Source organism: Pseudomonas sp. 51_B, from assembly GCF_017491595.1.
GTDB lineage: Bacteria > Pseudomonadota > Gammaproteobacteria > Pseudomonadales > Pseudomonadaceae > Aquipseudomonas > Aquipseudomonas promysalinigenes.
In genome coordinates this window covers 1-20738 of sequence record NZ_JAFGYW010000016.1, presented here as the reverse complement: position 1 = coordinate 20738, position 20738 = coordinate 1, and the positions used below count along the sequence as shown (strand labels likewise).

The following is a 20738-nucleotide window of genomic DNA, read 5'->3' as shown; positions in this document are numbered from 1 at the left end:
TCGTCCATTTGCCCGAGGATGCCGTATGTCCCAGGAAACCAACCCACGTGACGCCGAGGTGGCCGATTTTCGCGCCGCGGTGCTGAGCAAACTGACCTACGCGGTCGGCAAAGACCCAGAGCATGCCTTCGACCATGACTGGTTCGAAGCCATCGCCCTGGCTGCGCGCGACCACATGGTCGACCACTGGATGGACCACACCCGCCAGGCTTACCGTCGCAGCCAGAAGCGGGTCTATTACCTTTCTCTGGAGTTTCTCATCGGCCGGCTGCTGTACGACAGCCTGAGCAACCTCGGGTACCTGGAGATCGCCCGTGAAGCGCTGCAAGGCCTGGGCGTGGATCTTGAGCGCATTCGCCTGCTCGAACCCGATGCGGCCTTGGGCAACGGTGGCCTGGGACGTCTTGCCGCGTGCTTCATGGAAAGCATGTCGACACTGGGCATTGCCGCCCACGGTTACGGCATCCGCTACGAGCATGGTTTGTTCCGTCAGGCCGTGGTCGACGGCTGGCAACAGGAGCAGACCGAGAACTGGCTGGATTTCGGCAACCCTTGGGAGTTCGAGCGGGCAGAGGTGATCTACCCCATCAGCTTCGGCGGTAGCGTCGAAACGGTGCACGACGCCCATGGCGAACAGCGTCAGGTGTGGTGGCCGGGCGAGACCGTGCGGGCAGTGGCCTATGACACCCCGGTGGTGGGCTGGCGTGGCTCGAGCGTCAACACCCTGCGCCTTTGGCGTGCGCGGGCACTGGAAGAGCTGCACCTGGAACGCTTCAATGCCGGCGACCATTTGGGCGCTGTCGCCGAAGTGGCCAGGGCCGAGAGCATCTCGCGCGTGCTCTACCCAGCCGACAGCACCGAGGCTGGGCAGGAGTTGCGCCTGCGCCAGGAGTACTTCTTCGTGTCGGCATCGCTGCAGGACTTGCTGCGCCGTCACCTTAACATGCACAAAGACCTGCTCAACCTGCCTGACGCGGCCGCCATCCAGCTCAACGACACGCACCCCTCGATTGCTGTGGCCGAGCTGATGCGCCTGTTGGTCGATCAGCATGAAATACCCTGGGACACCGCCTGGTCGCTAACCGTCGGCACCCTGGCCTACACCAACCACACGCTGCTTCCGGAGGCGCTGGAAACCTGGCCGGTGGCGCTGATGGAGCGCATGCTGCCGCGGCACATGCAGATCATTTACCTGATCAATGCCTATCACATCGACGCTCTGCGCGCCAAAGGGCAGCACGATTTCGACGTGCTGCGCGCCGTGTCGCTGATCGAAGAGGACAACGGCCGCCGGGTGCGCATGGGTAACCTGGCGTTCCTCGGGTCGCACAGCGTGAACGGTGTGTCGGCGCTGCACAGCAAGCTGATGAAAAGCACGGTGTTCTCCGAGTTGCACAAGCTTTACCCCGAGCGCATAAACAACAAGACCAACGGCATCACCTTCCGCCGTTGGTTGTTCCAGTCCAACCCGCAATTGACCGCGATGCTGACCGAAGCGCTTGGCCCAGAGCTGCTGGACGACCCCGAAGGCCGCCTGGCCGGGCTGCTGCCGTTTGCTGACAAGCCCAGCTTCCGCAAGGCGTTCGCTGCCCAGCGGCTGCACAGCAAGCGTGCGCTGGCCAGCATCATCCAGGACCGCATCGGGGTCACGGTGAACCCCGAGGCGCTGTTCGATGTGCAGGTCAAACGGATTCACGAATACAAGCGCCAGTTGCTCAACCTGCTGCACACCGTGGCGCTGTACCAGGCCATGCGCAACGACCCCGGCACCGACTGGGTACCACGGGTGAAGATCTTCGCCGGCAAGGCCGCTGCCAGCTACCAACAGGCCAAGCTGATCATCAAGCTAGCCAACGACATCGCGCGGGTCGTGAACAATGACCCGACCGTGCGCGGCCTGCTGAAGGTGGTATTCCTGCCCAACTACAACGTCAGCCTGGCCGAGAGCATCATTCCGGCGGCGGACCTGTCCGAGCAGATTTCCACGGCCGGTTACGAGGCATCCGGTACCAGCAACATGAAGTTCGGCCTCAATGGCGCGCTGACCATTGGCACGCTCGATGGCGCCAACGTCGAAATGTGCGAACACGTGGGTGCGGACAACATGTTCATCTTCGGCCTCACCGCCCAGCAGGTAGAGGCGCGCCGCAAAGCCAACGACTTCGGCGCCAGCGCCGCGATTGCCGCCTCCAATCGGCTGAACGACGTGCTTCAAGCCATCCGTAGCGGGGTGTTCTCACCTGACGATCCGTCGCGTTACAGCGGGCTGATCGACGGGCTGGTCGCCTATGATCGCTTCCTGGTGTGCGCGGACTTCGATGCCTACTGGGATGCCCAGCAGCGGGTCGAAGAGCTGTGGCACACCCCGGAGCAGTGGTGGCGCATGGCCGTGCTCAATACGGCCAAGATGGGCTGGTTCTCGTCGGATCGGACCATTCGCGAATATGCCACCGAAATCTGGAAGGCTCTGGATTGATATAAGCCCGTGCTGGCACCTTCGCCAGTTAACCCGCTCCTACCATCAGCAATCTCCGGCTGCTTGGTGGGAGCGTGTTCATCCGCCAATGGCCCTTGGGCCGACCACCTGCCTGGCGCAGGCTGAACTACCGACCTATTGTGCCGTCAGAGAGCCGTGGTGAGTCTCATCACTCGCTAGCTCGCCACTCTCACTGTAAACTGCGGGGGTTTACCTCCCCCTATCCTTTCGGAGCCATACATGTCCCGCGTTACCCTGAGTCGCTATCTGATTGAGCAGACCCGCAGCAACAATACCCCTGCCGATCTGCGCTTCCTGATCGAAGTGGTGGCGCGTGCGTGCAAGGAAATCAGCCATCACGTGTCCAAAGGCGCCCTGGGTGGCGTGCTGGGCAGCATGGGCACTGAAAACGTGCAGGGCGAAGTCCAGAAGAAACTGGACGTGATCTCCAACGATATCCTGCTTGAAGCCAACGAGTGGGGCGGCCACCTGGCCGGCATGGCCTCCGAGGAAATGGACAACGCCTACCAGATCCCGGGCAAGTATCCCAAGGGTGCCTACCTGCTGGTCTTCGACCCACTGGACGGCTCGTCGAACATCGACGTCAACGTTTCGGTCGGCACCATCTTCTCGGTACTGCGTTGCCCTAACGAATACCTGAGCCAGAACGAAACCCTCAACGAAAACGCCTTCCTGCAGCCAGGCACCCAGCAGGTCGCCGCCGGTTATGCCATTTATGGCCCGCAGACCATGCTGATCCTGACCCTGGGCAATGGCGTCAAGGGCTTCACCCTGGACCGCGAACTGGGCAGCTTCGTCCTGACCCACGAAAACATCCGCGTCCCGGAAACCACCGCCGAGTTCGCCATCAACATGTCCAACCAGCGTCACTGGGAAGCGCCAGTGCAGCGATACGTGGGCGAACTGCTGGCAGGCGAGACCGGCCCGCTGAAAAAGAACTACAACATGCGCTGGATCGCCTCGATGGTCGCCGATGTGCATCGCATACTGACCCGCGGTGGCCTGTTCATGTACCCGCGCGATGCCCGTGAGCCGAGCAAGCCGGGCAAGCTGCGCCTGATGTACGAAGCCAACCCGATGTCGTTCATCATCGAACAGGCTGGCGGCGCCTCGACCAATGGTTACGATCGCATCCTCGACATCAAGCCTGAGAGCCTGCACCAGCGCGTGTCGGTAATCCTTGGCTCGAAGGAAGAGGTCGAGCGCGTCACCGCCTACCACAAGGAGTAAATCATGCTCGCACCTTGGCAGCCGTTGCTGGAGTGGTGGTTCGGTTGGGGCACCAGTCCCCAGGCCGTGGCTGACGAGAAGAGCACGCTGTGGTTCGGTAAGCACTACGATGCCGAGGCACAAGCGCTGTTCGGCGACCTGGTCGAGCACGCCCTGGCCGGTGGGCTCGACGAATGGCAGCAGAGCCCGCAAGGCTGGCTTGGCCTGTTGATCCTGCTGGACCAGTTGCCGCGCATGCTTTACCGAGACACGCCGCGCGCCTTCGAGGGCGACCGGCGGGCCCAGGTAGTGGCTCTGCAGGGCCTGCAGAAGCACTGGGATTACCAGTTGCTGCCGATCCAGCGGGTGTTCGTGCTGCTGGTGCTGGAGCATGCCGAGGTGTTGGACTGGCAGAACCTGTGTGTCGAGCGCTATCAGGCGCTGCTGCAGGAACAGCCCGACGAGCACCGGCGTTTGTTTGAAGGCTTCCTTGATTACGCCGAGCAGCACCAGCGGGTGATCGCGCGGTTCGGCCGCTTCCCGCACCGTAACCTGGTGTTGGGGCGGCCGAGTACCAGTGAGGAGATGGACTTCCTGCTGGAGCCTGGGTCCAGGTTCTGATCAGAGCGCCTCTTCGCGGGTGAACCCGTGAAGAGGCGCCGCCGCATTCAGATCCTGAAACTACCCACCAAGTGCTTCAACCGTTCGACCTGATGTTCAAGGTCATTGCAGGCGCGCAAGGTGCTCTGCAGGTTCTGCACGCCTTCCTGATTCAACGTGTTGATTTCGGTGATGTCGATATTGATCGACTCGACCACTGCCGTTTGTTCTTCCGTGGCGGTGGCCACCGACTGGTTCATGCCATCGATCTCACCAATGCGCTGGGTCACACTGCCTAGTCGCTCGCCGGCCTGGTTGGCGATACCAACGCTGTGGTCACTGTGCTCACGGCTCTGGTTCATGGTGCTGACGGCCATCTGCGCGCCTGCCTGCAGTTCTTCGATCAGGCGCTGCACCTGCTGCGCCGACTCCTGTGTACGGTGCGCCAGGTTGCGCACTTCGTCCGCCACCACGGCAAAGCCGCGCCCGGCCTCGCCGGCACGGGCCGCCTCGATCGCGGCGTTGAGCGCCAGCAGGTTGGTTTGCTGGGATATGCCGCTGATCACATCGAGGATCTGACCAATGTTGGCGGTGTGCTCATTGAGCGTTGAGATATTGCCGCACGAATCGCTGATGCGCGCCGATAGCTGGTTCATCACCTCAATGGTGCGGCCGACCACCTGCTGGCCATCTTCGGCCAAGCCCCGCGCCTCGCTGGAGTGCTGCGAGGCCTGGGCGGCATTCTGGGCGATCTCCTGCGCGGCGGCGCCTAACTGGTTGATCGCGGCTGCCACGCTGCTGGTGCGGCTGGACTGCTGATCGGCTTTGTCGATCGACGCATTCGACGCGCTCACCACCTGGGCTGCCACGGCATTGACCTGGCTGGTGGCCGAGGCTACCTCACGAATCGACTGGTGGATACGCTCGACGAAGCGGTTGAATGACTGGCCGAGGCTGCCGAACTCATCGTGTGCATGAATGCTCAGGCGCCGGGTGAGGTCGCCTTCGCCTTCGGCGATGTCATGCATGGCGCGGCCCATCAGGTGCAATGGCGCCATCAACATGCGGATCAGCAAACCCAGCAGGGCGATGATCACCACCACCGCGATCAGCGTAGCGACCACCGCTGAGGTGCGTAGATCGCCCAGCATGGCGAAGGCTGCGTCCTGGTCGAGTACCAGGGCGACGTACCAGTCGGCCGAAGGCACTCCGTCGATGTGGGTGAAGTTGATGAACTGCTTGCGCCCACCTGCTTCGAGTTCCTTCAGGCCACTGCCGATTCGAGGAGTGTCCTGGGGGTAGATATCGGCCAGGGTTTTCAAGGCCAGCTCGGCGTCGGGGTGAATCATGACCTTGCCCTGGCCGTTGACGATGAAGGCATGGCCCTGGCCGTTGAAGTTCAGCGCATTGATCAGGTCGCTGACGGTCTTCAGGTCAGTATCCACACCACTGACCCCCACCAGTCGCCCGGCTTGCTGCACCGGTGTCGCCAGGGTGATCACCAGCTTGCCGGCCGATGCCGAAAGGTAGGGCTCGGTAACGATGGTCTGGCCGCTGGCAGTGGCAGCCTTGTACCAGCCGCGAGCCCGTGGGTCGTAATCGGCAGCGCGGTTACCCGCAGGCACCGACTGCATGCTGCCGTCCTGGCCCCCGAAATAGGTGAGTTGAAAGTTCTTGCTGTACACGGGCAGGGCCAAGCTACGGCTAAGGCTGGCTTTGCCTGGCCCGTCGAGTGCTATTTGCTGGGCCAGGGAGTCGAGCAGCTGGATACGGCTGTCGAGCCAGTTGCGGATGTTGCCTGCGGTAAGGGTGCCCAGGTTCTGCAGGTTGGTTTGTGTATCGCTGCGCAGGGATTGGCGTTGGCGATAGTCGTTGAACAGTACGAAACAGGTAAAGGCAACGGCCACCACCAGGGCGGCGGCCAGCAGGATCTTGTGGCTGAACTTGAGGTTCTTGGTCATTTTTCTGGTCTGCACAAGGCAAGGCAAAGGAGGGCGCAGGGGCCACGCGGCCACAGCGTGCTCGCTGTGTCGTCTGATCCGGGCAAAACATTAATCGTATACCCACGGCCGGCCGACCAACGGCGTACCACTAAAGCGCAATTGCCGGGGAACCAGGGAGGGATTTTCCCGTCGAAGGTCACTGCAGGCCACTCGCCTGTGTCTACTATCCAGGAGTGTGCCTTCATGTCGTTGCGTTCCCTCGCCCTGTTGTCGTTGTGCGTCGTGCTGACTGCGTGCAGCAAGATCAATCAGGAAAACTATTCCAAGCTCAAGGCCGGTATGAACAAGGCCGAGGTCGAGCAGCTGCTCGGCACGCCCACCGAGTGCTCCGGCGCGCTGGGTATGAGCAGTTGCACCTGGGGCGACGAGAAGAGCTTCATCAGCGTGCAATACGCCTCCGACAAAGTATTGATGTACTCCGGGCAGGGCCTTAAATGAGGCGTCTGCACCTACTGCTGGGGCTGTGCCTGGCCATGCTGCTGGGTGGCTGCGCCAGTACCTCCACCGACCCACTGGCACCGAAGACCGCAGGCAACGTCGACCTCAAACGCTACCAGGGCAAGTGGTACGAACTGGCGCGGCTGCCGATGAAATACCAGGCCGATTGCGCGCAATCCGAGGCGCACTACAACCTCAAGCCCGATGGCTCGTTCGGTGTGCTCAACCGCTGCCGTACGTTGGGTGACGAGTGGCTGCGCGCCGAGGGCCATGCCAACATCCAGGAGCCGGGGCACACCGACAAGCTGTGGGTAGAGTTCGACAACTGGTTCACCCGCTTGGTCCCAGGGGTCGCCCGGGGCGATTACTGGATTTTGTACGTCGATGAGCACTACCGTACGGCGATCGTCGGCAGCCCGGATCGCAAGTACCTCTGGCTACTGTCGCGCACGCCGACCCTGGCGCAGTGGCAGCGCGAGAGCCTCATGGCCAAGGCCCGGCAGCAGGGCTATGACACCAGCCGGCTGATCTGGCGGACACCCGACAAGCAGATCGTGCAAATGCATTGATAACCGAGGGGGCGCTGAAGGCGGCCCCGATCGGTTTCAGGCCAGAAGCGTGCGCAACACCTCGGTGAATGCCTGCTGGCTTTGCGCTTCATCTGCATGGTGGCCCTGGCGCACCACCCAATGCCCGTTGACCATCACATCGCGCACCTGGCGGTCGCCGCCGGCGAACAGCCAGCGGTTGAGCACGCCATCGCCTTCAGCCATGGCGATGTAAGGGTCCTGCCCATCGAGCACCAGCCAGTCCGCCCGCTTGCCCACGGCGAGTTCGCCAACCGGCTGCCCCAGCGCCTGTGCCCCGCCAGCCAACGCCGCATCGTAGAGCGTGCGCCCGACCATCGGCTGATCATTGCGGTACAGGCGGTTGCGCCGCTGGTCCCGCAGGCGTTGGCCATACTCCAGCCAGCGCAGCTCTTCAACGACGCTCAGCGACACATGGCTATCGGAACCGATACCCATGCGCCCGCCCTGGGCCAGGAAATCCACGGCCGGGAATATGCCGTCGCCCAGGTTGGCTTCGGTGGTCAGGCACAGCCCGGCCACCGCGCCACTGCGTGCCATGGCCGTGACCTCATCGGCCAAGGCATGGGTGGCATGCACCAGGCACCAGCGCGGGCCAACCTCGACATGTTCATACAACCACTGCAGAGGCCGCAGCCCGCTCCAGGCCACGCAGTCATCGACTTCCTTCTGCTGTTCGGCGATATGGATATGCACCGGGCTTTGCCGGTCGCTGGCCGCCAGTACTTCAGCGATCTGGCCGGGGGTGACCGCCCGCAGCGAGTGGAAGCACAAGCCCAGGCGCTGTGCCGGCTGGGCCGCCAGGATGGGAGCCAGGCGTGCCTGCATGTGCAGATACTGATCTTGGGAATTGATGAAGCGCCGTTGCCCATCGTTTGGCGCCTGACCACCAAAGCCTGCGTGGCTGTACAGCACCGGCAGCAGGGTCAGGCCAATACCGCTGCTGGCGGCGGCCGCACTGATGCGCCGCGACAGCTCGTCAGGGTCGGCGTAGGCCTTGCCTGAAGGGTCATGGTGCACATAGTGGAATTCGGCCACCGAGGTGTACCCGGCCTTGAGCATTTCGATGTACAGCTGGCGGGCAATCACCTGCAGTTGCTCCGGGGTGATCTTGCCGACCAGCCGGTACATCAGCTCGCGCCAGGTCCAGAAACTGTCGTTAGGGTTGCCAGCGACTTCCGCCAGACCCGCCATGGCCCGTTGAAACGCGTGGGAATGCAGGTTGGGCATGCCTGGCAGCAATGGCCCGGCCAGGCGCTCGGCGCCCTCGTGCGAGGCGCCGGTTTGCACGTGGCTGAGCAAGCCGTCGCTGGACACTTCCAGGCGCACATCACGGGCCCAACCTGTAGGCAGCAGGGCGCGTTCGGCGAAATAGGCGGGCATCGGCAAATATCCTGTTATTGTTAACTTGTATATACATATACAGGCGTTTGCCTGCCGGGTAAACTGCGGCAAGCTACCGCTCACCCCATAGCCTAAGGACTCAATGCCGTGCCGACACCTCCTGTCTCCGCGCTGGTTGCCCAGATGGGCGAGGGCCCGGCGCCGCTGTACGCCAGGGTCAAGCAGATGATCATCCAGCAGATCGAAAACGGCAGCTGGCCGCCGCACCACCGGGTGCCGTCGGAGAGTGAACTGGTCAGCGAGCTGGGCTTCAGCCGCATGACCATCAACCGCGCCTTGCGTGAGCTGACCGCCGAAGGCCTGCTGGTGCGCATGCAGGGTGTAGGCACCTTCGTGGCCGAACCCAAAAGCCGCTCTGCGCTGTTCGAGGTCAACAATATCGCCGACGAGATCGCCGGCCGTGGCCACCAGCATAGCTGCCAGGTAATCACCTTGGCCGAGGAAGCGGCAGGCTCGGAGCGCGCTTTGGCGTTGGACATGCGTGAGGGGCAGCGGGTGTTTCATTCGCTGATCGTGCACTACGAAAACGGCGTGCCGGTGCAGATCGAGGACCGTTTCGTAAACGCTTCGATTGCCCCGGATTACCTCAAGCAGGACTTCACCCGGCAGACGCCCTATGCCTACCTGTCCCAGGTTGCGCCGTTGACCGAGGGCGAGCACGTGGTCGAGGCGATTCTCGCCGAGCCTGAAGAGTGCCGCCTGCTGCAGATCGAACGTGGCGAGCCTTGCCTGCTGATCCGCCGGCGCACATGGTCTGGCCGCCAGCCGGTTACTGCCGCACGCTTGATTCATCCAGGCTCCCGTCACCGCCTCGAAGGACGCTTCAGCAAATGACCCAAATGCAGCTGCTGCGTGCCCAGGATTACCCGCGCATGGCGTGGAAGAACGGTGGCGGCTTCACCGAAGAAATCACCCGGGACAATGGCGAAGGGCTCGATGGTTTTGGCTGGCGTCTGTCGATTGCCGATATCGAGGAATCGGGCGGGTTTTCAGTATTCACCGGCTACCAGCGGATCATCACGGTGCTGCAGGGTGAGGGCATGCGCCTCACGGTGGAGGGTGAGCAGAGCCGGCCCCTGCTGCCGTTCGATGCTTATGCCTTCGATGGCCAGAGCCAGGTGAGCTGCAACCTGCTGGGCGGGCCGATCCGTGACTTCAACCTCATCTATGCACCGCAGCGCTATCGGGCGCGCTTGCAGTGGTTCGACGGTACCAGCCGCGTCTATAGCTCGGCACCGACGCTGTTGCTGTTCGCCGCCAGCGGGCAGGTCGAGGTGGCGGTGGCAGGGCACGATATACAACGGTTGGGGGTGTACGACTGCTTGCGGGTGGACGGTAACCAGCGGTTGCTGGAACTGTGTATTCAAGGGCGGTTCTGCCTGATCGAACTGATGCTGCGTTAAGGTCATACAGCGCCTGGGACGATGCGCACCGCCCGTTCCCTGCACCAGCATCCTTTCCCTGGCCAGTGGCGAGGTCCGTGAATTTTGGTTGTCCATGCTTGTACATACAAGTAAAGATGTGTTTATCTATCGCTCACGACACATCTGCCCGCGGACAACCGCCAAGGACCTTCCCGTGACCGACAACAACAAATACCGTGACGTTGAAATCCGTGCCCCACGTGGTAACAAGCTGACCGCCAAAAGCTGGCTGACCGAAGCGCCGCTGCGCATGCTGATGAACAACCTCGACCCACAAGTTGCGGAAAACCCCAAAGAGCTGGTGGTGTATGGCGGTATCGGCCGCGCCGCGCGCAACTGGGCCTGCTACGACAAAATCGTCGAAACCCTGACCCGCCTGGAAGACGACGAAACCCTGCTGGTGCAGTCGGGCAAGCCGGTTGGCGTGTTCAAAACCCACAGCAACGCCCCGCGCGTATTGATCGCCAACTCCAACCTGGTGCCGCACTGGGCGAACTGGGAACACTTCAACGAACTGGATGCCAAGGGCCTGGCCATGTATGGCCAGATGACCGCCGGCAGCTGGATCTACATCGGCAGCCAGGGCATCGTTCAGGGCACCTACGAAACCTTCGTCGAAGCCGGTCGCCAACACTATGGCGGCAGCCTGAAAGGCAAGTGGGTCCTGACTGCTGGCCTTGGCGGCATGGGCGGCGCCCAACCACTGGCCGCAACCCTGGCAGGCGCCTGCTCGCTGAACATCGAATGCCAACAGAGCCGCATCGACTTCCGCCTGGAAACCCGTTACGTCGATGAGCAGGCCAACGACCTGGACGACGCCCTGGCCCGCATCGCCAAATACACCGCCGAAGGCAAAGCGATCTCCATCGCCTTGCACGGCAACGCTGCCGAAATTCTGCCCGAGCTGGTCAAGCGTGGCGTGCGCCCGGACCTGGTCACCGACCAGACCAGTGCCCACGACCCGCTCAACGGCTATCTGCCTGCTGGCTGGACCTGGGAGCAGTACCGTGACCGTGCTCAGACCGAGCCTGCAGCAGTGGTCAAGGCTGCCAAGCAGTCGATGGCCGTGCACGTGCAAGCCATGCTCGACTTCCAGAAGCAGGGCATCCCGACCTTCGACTACGGCAACAACATTCGCCAGATGGCCAAGGAAGAGGGCGTGGCCAATGCATTCGATTTCCCAGGCTTCGTCCCGGCCTACATCCGCCCACTGTTCTGTCGCGGTATCGGCCCGTTCCGCTGGGCGGCGTTGTCCGGTGATGCCCAGGACATCTACAAGACCGACGCCAAGGTCAAAGAGCTGATCCCCGACGACGCGCACCTGCACCGCTGGCTGGACATGGCTCGCGAACGCATCAGCTTCCAGGGTTTGCCAGCACGTATCTGCTGGGTTGGGCTGGGCCTGCGCGCCAAGCTGGGCCTGGCGTTCAACGAAATGGTCCGCAGCGGCGAGCTCTCGGCGCCCGTGGTCATCGGCCGCGACCACCTGGACTCCGGCTCGGTATCGAGTCCCAACCGTGAAACCGAAGCCATGCGCGACGGCTCCGACGCGGTCTCCGACTGGCCGCTGCTCAACGCCTTGCTCAATACCGCAGGCGGCGCTACCTGGGTTTCGTTGCACCACGGCGGCGGGGTGGGCATGGGCTTCTCCCAGCACTCAGGCATGGTCATCGTTTGCGACGGCACCGACGAAGCGGCGGCGCGAATTGCCCGGGTGTTGACCAACGACCCGGGTACCGGGGTGATGCGCCACGCCGATGCCGGTTACGACATCGCCATCGACTGCGCCAAGGAGCAGGGCTTGGACCTGCCGATGATCACCGGCTGATCGCTGCGCTTGGTTGATACTGAATAACAAGAGGGGCTGCGGCCCCGACAGAATTGGAGTAGCGAAGTGACCGAATTGACTCTCAAGCCCGGCACCCTGACCTTGGCCCAACTGCGCGCCATTCACGCCGCACCTGTACGCCTGCAGCTCGATGCCAGCGCCGCTGCGGCCATCGAAGCCAGCGTTGCCTGTGTCGAGCAGATCATTGCCCAAGACCGCACCGCCTACGGTATCAACACCGGTTTCGGCCTGCTGGCGTCGACCCGCATCGCCAGCCATGACCTGGAAAACCTTCAGCGCTCGCTGGTGTTGTCCCACGCCGCCGGTATCGGCGCGCCGCTCGACGACGCCCTGGTGCGGCTGATCATGGTGCTCAAGATCAACAGCTTGAGCCGTGGCTTCTCCGGTATCCGCCGCAAAGTCATCGATGCGCTGATCGCCCTGGTCAATGCCGAAGTCTACCCACACATCCCGCTCAAGGGTTCGGTCGGCGCCTCCGGCGACTTGGCACCGCTGGCGCATATGTCGCTGGTGCTGCTGGGCGAAGGCAAGGCCCGTCATCAGGGCCAGTGGCTGTCGGCCACCGAGGCCCTGGCAGTGGCTGGCCTCGAGCCGCTGACCCTGGCCGCCAAGGAAGGCTTGGCCCTGCTCAACGGTACCCAGGCGTCCACCGCCTACGCCCTGCGCGGGTTGTTCCAGGCCGAAGACCTGTATGCCGCGGCCATCGCTTGTGGCGGGCTGAGCGTTGAGGCAGCGCTGGGTTCGCGCTCGCCGTTCGATGCGCGTATTCATGAAGTGCGTGGTCAGCGTGGCCAGATCGACACCGCCGCCTGCTTCCGTGACCTGCTGGGCGATGCCAGTGAAGTGTCGTTGTCGCACAAAAATTGCGACAAGGTTCAGGACCCTTACTCGCTGCGCTGCCAGCCGCAGGTCATGGGCGCCTGCCTGACCCAGATCCGCCAGGCAGCCGAAGTGCTGGGCATCGAGGCCAACGCGGTATCGGACAACCCGCTGGTGTTCGCCGCTGAAGGTGATGTGATCTCCGGCGGCAACTTCCATGCCGAGCCGGTGGCCATGGCTGCTGATAACATCGCCCTGGCGATCGCCGAAATTGGCTCGCTGAGCGAGCGTCGTATCTCGTTGATGATGGACAAGCACATGTCGCAGCTACCGCCGTTTCTGGTGGAAAACGGCGGGGTGAACTCAGGGTTCATGATCGCCCAGGTGACTGCTGCCGCCCTGGCCAGCGAGAACAAGGCCTTGTCCCATCCGCACAGCGTCGACAGCCTGCCGACCTCGGCCAACCAGGAAGACCATGTGTCGATGGCCCCGGCCGCAGGCAAGCGTCTGTGGGAAATGGCCGAGAACACCCGTGGTGTGCTGGCCATCGAATGGCTGGGTGCATGCCAGGGGCTGGACCTGCGCAAAGGCCTGAAGACCTCGGTGAAGTTGGAGCAGGCGCGCCAGGCGCTGCGCCGTGAAGTGCCGCACTACGACCGTGACCGCTTCTTCGCGCCGGATATCGAGGCCGCTGTGGAGCTGTTGGCCAAAGGTAGCCTGACCGGGCTGCTGCCTGCCGGTGTACTGCCTAGCCTGTGATGCCCCTGAGTCGCCATGCGGCCTTTTCGCGGCTGAAGTCGCCCCCACGATTAGCGTAGGAGCGACTTCAGCCGCGAACTTCCACCTCACGACCACAAAAACAATTCAAGGACGTGACATGCAACAAGCTCAAGGTCTAAAACGCGGGCTCACGGCCCGCCACATTCGTTTCATGGCCCTTGGTTCTGCCATCGGCACTGGCTTGTTCTACGGCTCCGCCTCGGCCATTCAAATGGCCGGCCCAGCGGTACTGCTTGCCTATCTGATCGGCGGCGCGGCGGTATTCATGGTCATGCGTGCACTGGGCGAAATGGCCGTGCACAACCCGGTGGCGGGTTCCTTCGGCCACTACGCCACCACCTACCTCGGGCCCATGGCCGGGTTCATCCTCGGCTGGACCTACGCCTTCGAGATGGTCATCGTCGCCATCGCCGATGTCACTGCCTTCGGGATCTACATGGGCTTCTGGTTCCCCGAGGTGGCGCGCTGGATCTGGGTGTTGGGCATCGTCTTCGTGATTGGTGGCCTGAACCTGTGCAACGTCAAAGTGTTCGGCGAAATGGAGTTCTGGCTGTCGCTGCTCAAGGTGGGCGCCATCGTGGCGATGATCCTGGCAGGCCTTGGCATCATGGCGTTTGGTTTCAGCCAGGTGAGTGGGGAGCATGCAGCGGGCATCGGCAACCTGTTCGCGCATGGCGGCTTCATGCCCAATGGCGTCACCGGACTGGTCGCCTCGTTCGCCGTGGTGATGTTCGCCTTTGGTGGCATCGAGATCATCGGCGTGACTGCAGGTGAGGCCAAGGACCCACAGCGTGTCATCCCCAAAGCGATCAACGCCGTGCCCCTGCGCATCCTGCTGTTCTACGTACTGACCCTGTTCGTGCTGATGTGCCTGTACCCGTGGCCGCAGATCGGCAACGAAGGCAGCCCTTTCGTGCAAATCTTCAACAATCTGGGCATCGGCTCGGCAGCTGCCGTGCTCAATGTCGTGGTGATCTCGGCTGCTGTTTCAGCCATCAATAGCGACATCTTCGGCGCTGGCCGCATGATGTACGGCCTGGCCCAGCAAGGGCATGCGCCACGTAGCTTCGGCAAGCTGTCCAGACACGGCGTACCGTGGATGACCGTAGTGGTGATGGGCTCGGCGTTGCTGATCGGTGTGTTGCTCAACTATCTGATCCCGGAAAACGTGTTTCTGTTGATCGCCTCCATCGCGACGTTTGCCACCGTGTGGGTGTGGTTGATGATCCTGGTCACCCAAGTCGCCATGCGCCGCAGCATGAGCCGTGAAGAGGCAGCGGGGTTGAAGTTCCCGGTCCCGTTCTGGCCCTACGGCCCGGCCATGGCCATTGCCTTCATGGTGTTCATTTTTGCTGTGCTCGGTTACTTCCCGGACACTCAGGCGGCCTTGCTGGTCGGTGTAGTCTGGGTGGTGTTCCTGGTGGCGTCCTACCTGCTGTGGTGCAAGCCCCGTGCAGGCAAGCACACCCCAGTTGAGCTGCACCGCTAGTCAAGGAGATTGCTCATGAGAACCCTCTGGCATAACTGCCAAGCGGCAACCATGGTAGAAGGCCGTTACTCGATCATCGAGGATGCGGCCATCGTCACCCAGGCCGGGCTTATCGAGTGGATCGGCCCCCGCGCTCAATTGCAGATATCGGCGCTTGAACGCACCGTGGATCTGGACGGCGCCTGGGTCACTCCGGGCCTGATCGATTGCCACACCCACGTGGTATTCGGCGGTAACCGCAGCGATGAGTTCGAACAGCGCCTGCAGGGTGTCAGTTACGCCGAAATCGCTGCCCAGGGCGGCGGTATCGCCAGCACCGTGCGGGCCACCCGTGCGGCAAGCGAGGATGAACTGTTCGCCAGTGCGCGCCAGCGCGTTCAAGCATTGATGCGCGACGGTGTGACGACCCTGGAGATCAAGTCCGGTTACGGCCTGGACTTGGAAAACGAACGCAAGATGCTGCGCGTCGCTCGGCGCCTGGCTGACGAGCTGCCGCTCACCGTGCGCGCCACCTGCCTGGCCGCCCATGCCCTGCCGCCGGAGTACGCCGGCCGGGCGGACGACTATATCGCGCATATTTGCGATCACATGCTGCCGGCATTGGCCGCCGAAGGCCTGGTGGATGCGGTGGACGCGTTCTGCGAGCACTTGGCGTTTTCCCCGCAGCAGGTCGAGAAAGTGTTCATCAAAGCCCATGAGCTGCGCCTGCCGGTGAAACTGCATGCCGAGCAATTGTCTTCGTTGCATGGCTCCAGCCTGGCAGCGCGCTACCAGGCGCTGTCGGCCGATCATTTGGAGTTCATGACCGAGCAGGACGCGATCGCCATGGCCGCCGCAGGCACCGTGGCCGTGCTGCTGCCAGGGGCGTTCTATTTCCTGCGTGAAACCCAGCTGCCGCCAATGGACGCGCTGCGTCGGCACGGCGTGAAGATGGCCCTGGCCAGTGACCTCAACCCTGGCACATCGCCAGGTTTGTCGCTGCGCCTGATGCTGAACATGGGTTGTACCTGTTTCCGGATGACCCCGGAACAAGCCCTGGCCGGCGTCACGCTACACGCAGCCGCTGCCCTGGGCCTGGAGGGCAGCCACGGCTCCCTTGAAGTTGGCAAGGTGGCCGACTTCGTTGCCTGGCAAATCGATCGTCCTGCCGACCTGGCCTACTGGCTAGGCGGCGATCTGCCCAAGCGCGTGGTGCGCAAGGGTCACGAAATCTGTATTTGAGCGAGGTGCCATGGACAACGTACTGAGTTTCCATCAAGGCCGCCTGCCACTGCTGATCAGCATGCCCCATGCAGGCTTGCGCCTGAGCGATACGGTGCGCGACGGCTTGGTCGAGCAGGCGCAAGGGCTGCCTGACACCGATTGGCATATTCCTAGGTTGTACGACTTTGCCCGTGACATGGGCGCCAGTGTGCTGGCTGCGCAGTACTCGCGTTTCGTCATCGACCTGAACCGCCCGGACGACGATAAACCGCTGTATGCCGGTGCCACCACCGGCCTGTACCCGGCGACCCTGTTCGAAGGAGAGCCGCTGTTCAAGGCTGGTTTGCAGCCTTCGCCTGAGGAGCGGGAACGGTACCTGGAGCAGATTTGGCGCCCATACCACAACACCCTCCGCCGCGAACTGGACCGCCTGCGCGAACAGTTCGGCTACGCCCTGCTTTGGGATGCCCACTCGATTCGTTCGCGGATCCCGCACCTGTTCGAGGGCAAGTTGCCCGACTTCAACCTGGGCACCTTCAACGGTGCAAGTTGCGATCCAGTACTGGCCGAGCGTCTGCGGGCGGTATGCGAGCAGGCCGCGGGCTACAGTCATGTGCTCAACGGCCGCTTCAAGGGCGGGCACATCACCCGGCATTACGGCGACCCGGCCAAGCACATCCATGCGGTGCAGCTGGAGCTGGCGCAAAGTACCTACATGGATGAATTCGCGCCCTTCACCTACCGGGAAGACCTTGCACTGCCAACACAACAGGTGCTCAAGGCCTTGCTGCAGGCACTGTTGGCCTGGGGCCAGGCGCGCTATGCGCACTGAACCCAGGCCAGGGCGTGGCGATCAGTCGTCGTTGTTCACGAAGGTGATGGTCAGCTCGCGCAGCAATTGCTGCTCTTCCTGCGCCTTATCCGCCAGCAGGCCCTGCTGCAGGTCGAGTTCTACCTGAAGAGGGTGGTCGGCGCTGGCAAGGTCCAGCACCCGCTGGCGAAAACGTGCTTCGACTTCATCGAAGCGGGGCGCGTTTTCGGCCCGCAGGCGCGCCGTCCAATCGGCGTTAGCCAGCAGGTAGTCGATGAACGCATCACCGTGTTCACTTTGGCGCACATGCTCCAGCACGCTGGACAGCTCGCCACGGGCCAGGTTGGCTGCACCTCGAAAGCGCATGCTGTCGGCAATCGGCAAGTCCAGTTCCTTGGCAAGTTCACGGCGGTAGGCCAGGCGCACCGATACCAGGTCGCCGGAGCCCGTGCGAGTGCTGGCCAGCTTCTCCAGCTGGCCCATGCGAAACAGCTGCAATAGCCGCCTGCGCAGGGTTTGCAGGGTATCGCCTGCATCAATCAGCACGCGTTTGCTCAACAGGTAGAGCTCAATGTTGTTGAACTCTTGCAGGGCGCCGTCGTGGCAGGTCTGCGAGCCGGTTTCGGGGTCGGGCAGGGCGGCTGCAGCAATGCTCTCCAGCAGTGGGCGCTCCTCGGGGTTGGCTACCGCAGCCACCAGCATCAGCCGAACGCGCTCAGTGAAGCTGGCCCGGGTGGTGAGGTCGACGAATGGCGCAGCATTGTGCAAACGGCCAACCAGGCGCAACAGGTCGCTGCCTTCGAGTTGTTCCCAGCAGGCTTGCAATGCCTCGTTTTGAGCGGCATTGCCCAGCATCCAGTCGGCCATCCTTGGGGTGTCGTCGCTGAGCATGGGGAAGTGCGGGTGGTCCAGCGAACCCTCACTGGAGGAGCTGGCCAGCAGCAGGTTATCCGGAATGTCCAGCGCGAAGGAATAGCTGCGTTGGCTATCGGAGAAAGCGCGCACACGCAAGATGGTCTCCATGGGCAGAGGGTTGTCGAACAGCGAAATCGAGGAAATCGGCAGTGCGTTGTTCAGGTTCGAAAGGATGTGTTCGGGCAGCTCGGTGATGCTGTTAGCGCTCAAGTCCAACAGTTCCAGAGGCAGCAAGTCGTTGCACCACGCAGGCCAAGCTTGCAGGTTCATGTTGGTCAGCCCCAGTGAGGTCAGGTTCGCGGCCAGGCTTGCAGGGGCTTGGGTTATGTTGCCGATGCGGTTGCCTGACAGGTCGAGCGATGTCAGGTGCTGCAGCTGGGCCAGGGTGTCCAGCATGGCCTGGTCGACTTCCAGGCCCATGTTGCGAACCTCAAGGTGTACCAGCCGAGGCAGGCGCAGCAGCGCTGTGGCCAGCGAGCCGTTGGCACCTTGATGGGCATCGATGACAAGCCGGGTAACGTTGGGAAAGCGCCCGAGCAGCTGGTCGAGCTGCGAAGCATCGCCGCGCAGGCGGGTGAGCACCACCGACGTCACACGCTCACCGAAAAACGCTGGTAGCCGCCGGGGGAAGTTCTCCAGCGCCACGTCTTCCAGTACCAGGCGCAGGTACTGCTGACCACGTTCCTGTCGCTCCCAGAATTCGTTGATCGCCGTGGCTATTCGCTGCCGGTCTGCCAGGGTGGCTTGGGTCAGTGGTTGGCTCGAGCTCGACGCTTGGGCCCAGCCGTCGATCGCTTCGCGCAACTGTTGTCGCTCGTTGCGGATGCGTGCCAGGCGCTGATCGAGTGCCGGGGTTTGGTCCAGCGCTACCTGTGCAGTGGCCGGATGCTCGCTCAGCAGTAAGCGCTGTAGGTGCGTTTCATTGATGTTGTTGCCTTGCAGCGAGATAACTGGTGGCCGGATGAGTGTTTGGGTTTCAGTGATCAGGAACGAGGGCAATGAAGTCAGGTTGTTTTCCTGAAGGGAAAGATGGCCGATGCGTGCCAGGGCATCGCTGCCGATACCCAGCGGCCATTGGCTCAGTTGCATTCGGTTAAGCCCTAGATAGTCCAAGGAAAACAAATGGAAGCTTGGCCGGTCACCACTTTGCTGCAGGCGGTTGCCACTGAGGTCCAGATGGCTGAGCTGAGCCAGCCCTGCCAGCTCGGTCAGATGGCTGCCGGTCAGGGCGATGTTCTGATTGGTCAGCGCCAACCTACGCAGGTTGGGCAAGGCAGTGGGGATGCTCGATACACTGGCCTGCAGTAGCGAAGGGGTGGCGCGAGGATTGTAGGGCCTGCTGATTTCCAGCGATTCGAGCTGCGGCATCAACCGGAACAAGCGCTGCATCAAGCGCTCACTCTGCCCCCAGCCCGCGAGCGGGCCACTTGGCAAATCGAGCAGGTGCAGGTTGTGTATACGCTGATAGAAAAAACCAGGCAGGGTCATCGGGATATCGGTCAGTGGCACGCCCTGCACGCTAAGCTCGGCGCTGCGCGAGGCGTCATCTTGTAGAGCGGTGTCGTACCAGTGCTGCATGATCGATTCGCGCAGAGCGTCATAGGCGCGAGCCGCTTGGTCGGAGGCTGGCGAAATGGCTTCGCTCCAGTCGTCCAGGCGGCTTTGCAGTTCGTTGCGCTCGTCCAGCAGCGTGGTCAGGTATTCAAGAATCTGCAGCCGATTGCGGCCATTGCTGGCAATGGATGACAGAAGCTGCTCGGCTGGCCTGCCAGTGCGCTCCGGTATGCCCGTTGCTCTGAGGGTGGCCAGCAAATGCTGGCGTGTGCTGCCTTGGGCTTGGTCGTCGCCGCTGCTCAGTGGGTACCCCAGCCGCCCATCGGCAAGGCGCATGGGCGAGCGGTAGCCTGGGCGAACAGGCTGCATGCCCAGCGCCCGGCGCAGGGCTTGGCGGGGTAATAGTGGGCTCTGCTGCATAAGTTGCTGGAGGGCTTTGCCGTCGGTTGCGCCAAGCTGAGCCATGGCTTGGGGCAGCGCCTGGTGCAAGGCATCATAGATGTCTGGGTGAATGGGCACCGTTGCCCCAGGCTGGCTGGTATCGGTGACCAGATAACCTGCGTGTGCGTGGGTCAGGGTGATATAGGGCCGGGTGTCCTGCGGGCCGATGGCATGGTGTTGATCTGGCCAGAATCTGCGCTGCAGGAGCTTGAGTTTGGTTTCGACGGGCCAGCCCGGCAGCTGTGTCAGGGTTTGCAGGATCAGCCGGTCACTGTCCCAGCTTTGTACCCCGGCCAGGTGCAGGCCCTCGTAGGCGCGGGCAAGCCGCACCTGTTGCTGATACACGCGGATTTCTTCGGCCAGGCGTAGGGGCACCTTGCCCGAGGCTAGCGCTTGCAGTTCCTGGGCATTGGCATTGCCCAGCAATTCCTCGATAACCAGGCCGGGTAGGGCGGGGTAGACACGCTGGATGAGCTCGCCGTGAAGGGGCAGGGATGGCTGAAGACGCTCGTAGGCCTGGGTGAACAGTGCAGGCAAGGCTGGGTTGCCTGGCGTCTGACGCACGCCCTGGTCGAGCTTGAAGCGTTGCAGCGTGTCTTCGAGCAACGCCGGCAGCCTTAGATTCTGCGCGAGCACCCGGCGTAAGGTGCTTTGCTCGGTGGCGCTGATATCGAGGATGCGTTGCAGTGTCGTTTCATCGAAATGCGCACTCAAA

At 62.6% G+C, this 20738-nt stretch carries 15 protein-coding genes; 12 read left to right on the top strand and 3 right to left on the bottom strand.

Annotated elements, in window-relative coordinates:
- Nucleotides 1-25 precede the first annotated feature (25 nt).
- From J5M56_RS16870 to J5M56_RS16860, 3 genes are all read left to right on the top strand, one after another.
- Nucleotides 26-2476, top strand: a complete 2451-nt coding sequence (locus J5M56_RS16870; RefSeq protein WP_186476297.1) for a glycogen/starch/alpha-glucan phosphorylase — start codon at nt 26-28, stop codon at nt 2474-2476.
- 240 nt (nt 2477-2716) lie between these two features.
- Nucleotides 2717-3727: a class 1 fructose-bisphosphatase gene (locus J5M56_RS16865; RefSeq protein ID WP_009681216.1), complete on the top strand. Its 1011-nt coding sequence runs from the start codon at nt 2717-2719 to the stop codon at nt 3725-3727.
- Between the two features lie 3 nt (nt 3728-3730).
- The gene (locus J5M56_RS16860) at nt 3731-4327 is read left to right on the top strand and encodes a DUF924 family protein (RefSeq protein ID WP_207937349.1); all 597 of its coding nucleotides are present in this window, start codon (nt 3731-3733) and stop codon (nt 4325-4327) included.
- Between the two features lie 47 nt (nt 4328-4374).
- Here the strand turns inward: J5M56_RS16860 and J5M56_RS16855 are convergent, their stop codons facing one another.
- Nucleotides 4375-6267: a methyl-accepting chemotaxis protein gene (locus J5M56_RS16855; RefSeq protein WP_207937348.1), complete on the bottom strand. Its 1893-nt coding sequence runs from the start codon at nt 6265-6267 to the stop codon at nt 4375-4377.
- Between the two features lie 225 nt (nt 6268-6492).
- Here J5M56_RS16855 and bamE point away from each other — a divergent pair, with 225 nt between their 5' ends.
- Entirely contained in the window at nt 6493-6747 is a 255-nt protein-coding gene (gene bamE, locus J5M56_RS16850; RefSeq protein ID WP_207937347.1) for an outer membrane protein assembly factor BamE, read from the top strand.
- Nucleotides 6744-7316, top strand: coding sequence for a lipocalin family protein (locus J5M56_RS16845; protein ID WP_060479943.1), 573 nt, complete (start codon nt 6744-6746; stop codon nt 7314-7316). Before bamE ends, J5M56_RS16845 begins: the two co-directional genes overlap by 4 nt.
- A gap of 36 nt (nt 7317-7352) precedes the next feature.
- Here J5M56_RS16845 and J5M56_RS16840 read toward each other — a convergent pair whose 3' ends face one another.
- Entirely contained in the window at nt 7353-8717 is a 1365-nt protein-coding gene (locus J5M56_RS16840) for a formimidoylglutamate deiminase (protein WP_207937346.1), read from the bottom strand.
- A gap of 144 nt (nt 8718-8861) precedes the next feature.
- On the opposite strand from J5M56_RS16840, the gene hutC reads away from it, so the two are divergent.
- The 7 genes from hutC (at nt 8862) to hutG (ending at nt 17134) form a co-directional block, all read left to right on the top strand.
- Nucleotides 8862-9572, top strand: a complete 711-nt coding sequence (gene hutC, locus J5M56_RS16835) for a histidine utilization repressor (RefSeq protein WP_186476463.1) — start codon at nt 8862-8864, stop codon at nt 9570-9572.
- Nucleotides 9569-10141 carry a HutD family protein gene (locus J5M56_RS16830; protein WP_207937345.1) on the top strand — a complete coding sequence of 191 codons (573 nt, stop codon included), beginning with the start codon at nt 9569-9571 and terminating at the stop codon, nt 10139-10141. The genes hutC and J5M56_RS16830 overlap by 4 nt, the downstream gene beginning before the upstream one ends.
- Nucleotides 10142-10316: 175 nt before the next feature.
- A complete protein-coding gene (hutU, locus tag J5M56_RS16825; protein ID WP_060479939.1) occupies nt 10317-11990 on the top strand; it encodes a urocanate hydratase in 1674 nt (557 codons plus the stop codon).
- Nucleotides 11991-12056: 66 nt separating this feature from the next.
- Nucleotides 12057-13589 (top strand): histidine ammonia-lyase, encoded by a 1533-nt coding sequence (hutH, locus tag J5M56_RS16820; RefSeq protein ID WP_060479938.1) that lies wholly within the window; start codon nt 12057-12059, stop codon nt 13587-13589.
- 118 nt (nt 13590-13707) lie between these two features.
- On the top strand, nt 13708-15099 hold the full coding sequence (locus J5M56_RS16815; RefSeq protein ID WP_207937344.1) for an amino acid permease: 1392 nt from the start codon (nt 13708-13710) through the stop codon (nt 15097-15099).
- A gap of 15 nt (nt 15100-15114) precedes the next feature.
- Nucleotides 15115-16320, top strand: coding sequence for an imidazolonepropionase (hutI, locus tag J5M56_RS16810; RefSeq protein WP_207937343.1), 1206 nt, complete (start codon nt 15115-15117; stop codon nt 16318-16320).
- 10 nt (nt 16321-16330) lie between these two features.
- Nucleotides 16331-17134: an N-formylglutamate deformylase gene (hutG, locus tag J5M56_RS16805; protein WP_207937342.1), complete on the top strand. Its 804-nt coding sequence runs from the start codon at nt 16331-16333 to the stop codon at nt 17132-17134.
- A 21-nt stretch (nt 17135-17155) separates the two neighbouring features.
- Here the strand turns inward: hutG and J5M56_RS16800 are convergent.
- The coding region (locus J5M56_RS16800; RefSeq protein WP_207937341.1) for an NEL-type E3 ubiquitin ligase domain-containing protein at nt 17156-20738 on the bottom strand (3583 nt) is incomplete at its 5' end.

Coding starts and splice junctions, on each gene's coding strand:
- J5M56_RS16830 (WP_207937345.1), top strand. CDS start 9,569: ATGACCCAAATGCAGCTGCTGCGTGCCCAGGATTACCCGCGCATGGCG.
- J5M56_RS16840 (WP_207937346.1), bottom strand. CDS start 8,717: ATGCCCGCCTATTTCGCCGAACGCGCCCTGCTGCCTACAGGTTGGGCC.
- J5M56_RS16845 (WP_060479943.1), top strand. CDS start 6,744: ATGAGGCGTCTGCACCTACTGCTGGGGCTGTGCCTGGCCATGCTGCTG.
- J5M56_RS16865 (WP_009681216.1), top strand. CDS start 2,717: ATGTCCCGCGTTACCCTGAGTCGCTATCTGATTGAGCAGACCCGCAGC.
- hutC (WP_186476463.1), top strand. CDS start 8,862: ATGGGCGAGGGCCCGGCGCCGCTGTACGCCAGGGTCAAGCAGATGATC.
- J5M56_RS16870 (WP_186476297.1), top strand. CDS start 26: ATGTCCCAGGAAACCAACCCACGTGACGCCGAGGTGGCCGATTTTCGC.
- hutI (WP_207937343.1), top strand. CDS start 15,115: ATGAGAACCCTCTGGCATAACTGCCAAGCGGCAACCATGGTAGAAGGC.
- hutG (WP_207937342.1), top strand. CDS start 16,331: ATGGACAACGTACTGAGTTTCCATCAAGGCCGCCTGCCACTGCTGATC.
- J5M56_RS16860 (WP_207937349.1), top strand. CDS start 3,731: ATGCTCGCACCTTGGCAGCCGTTGCTGGAGTGGTGGTTCGGTTGGGGC.
- J5M56_RS16815 (WP_207937344.1), top strand. CDS start 13,708: ATGCAACAAGCTCAAGGTCTAAAACGCGGGCTCACGGCCCGCCACATT.
- bamE (WP_207937347.1), top strand. CDS start 6,493: ATGTCGTTGCGTTCCCTCGCCCTGTTGTCGTTGTGCGTCGTGCTGACT.
- J5M56_RS16855 (WP_207937348.1), bottom strand. CDS start 6,267: ATGACCAAGAACCTCAAGTTCAGCCACAAGATCCTGCTGGCCGCCGCC.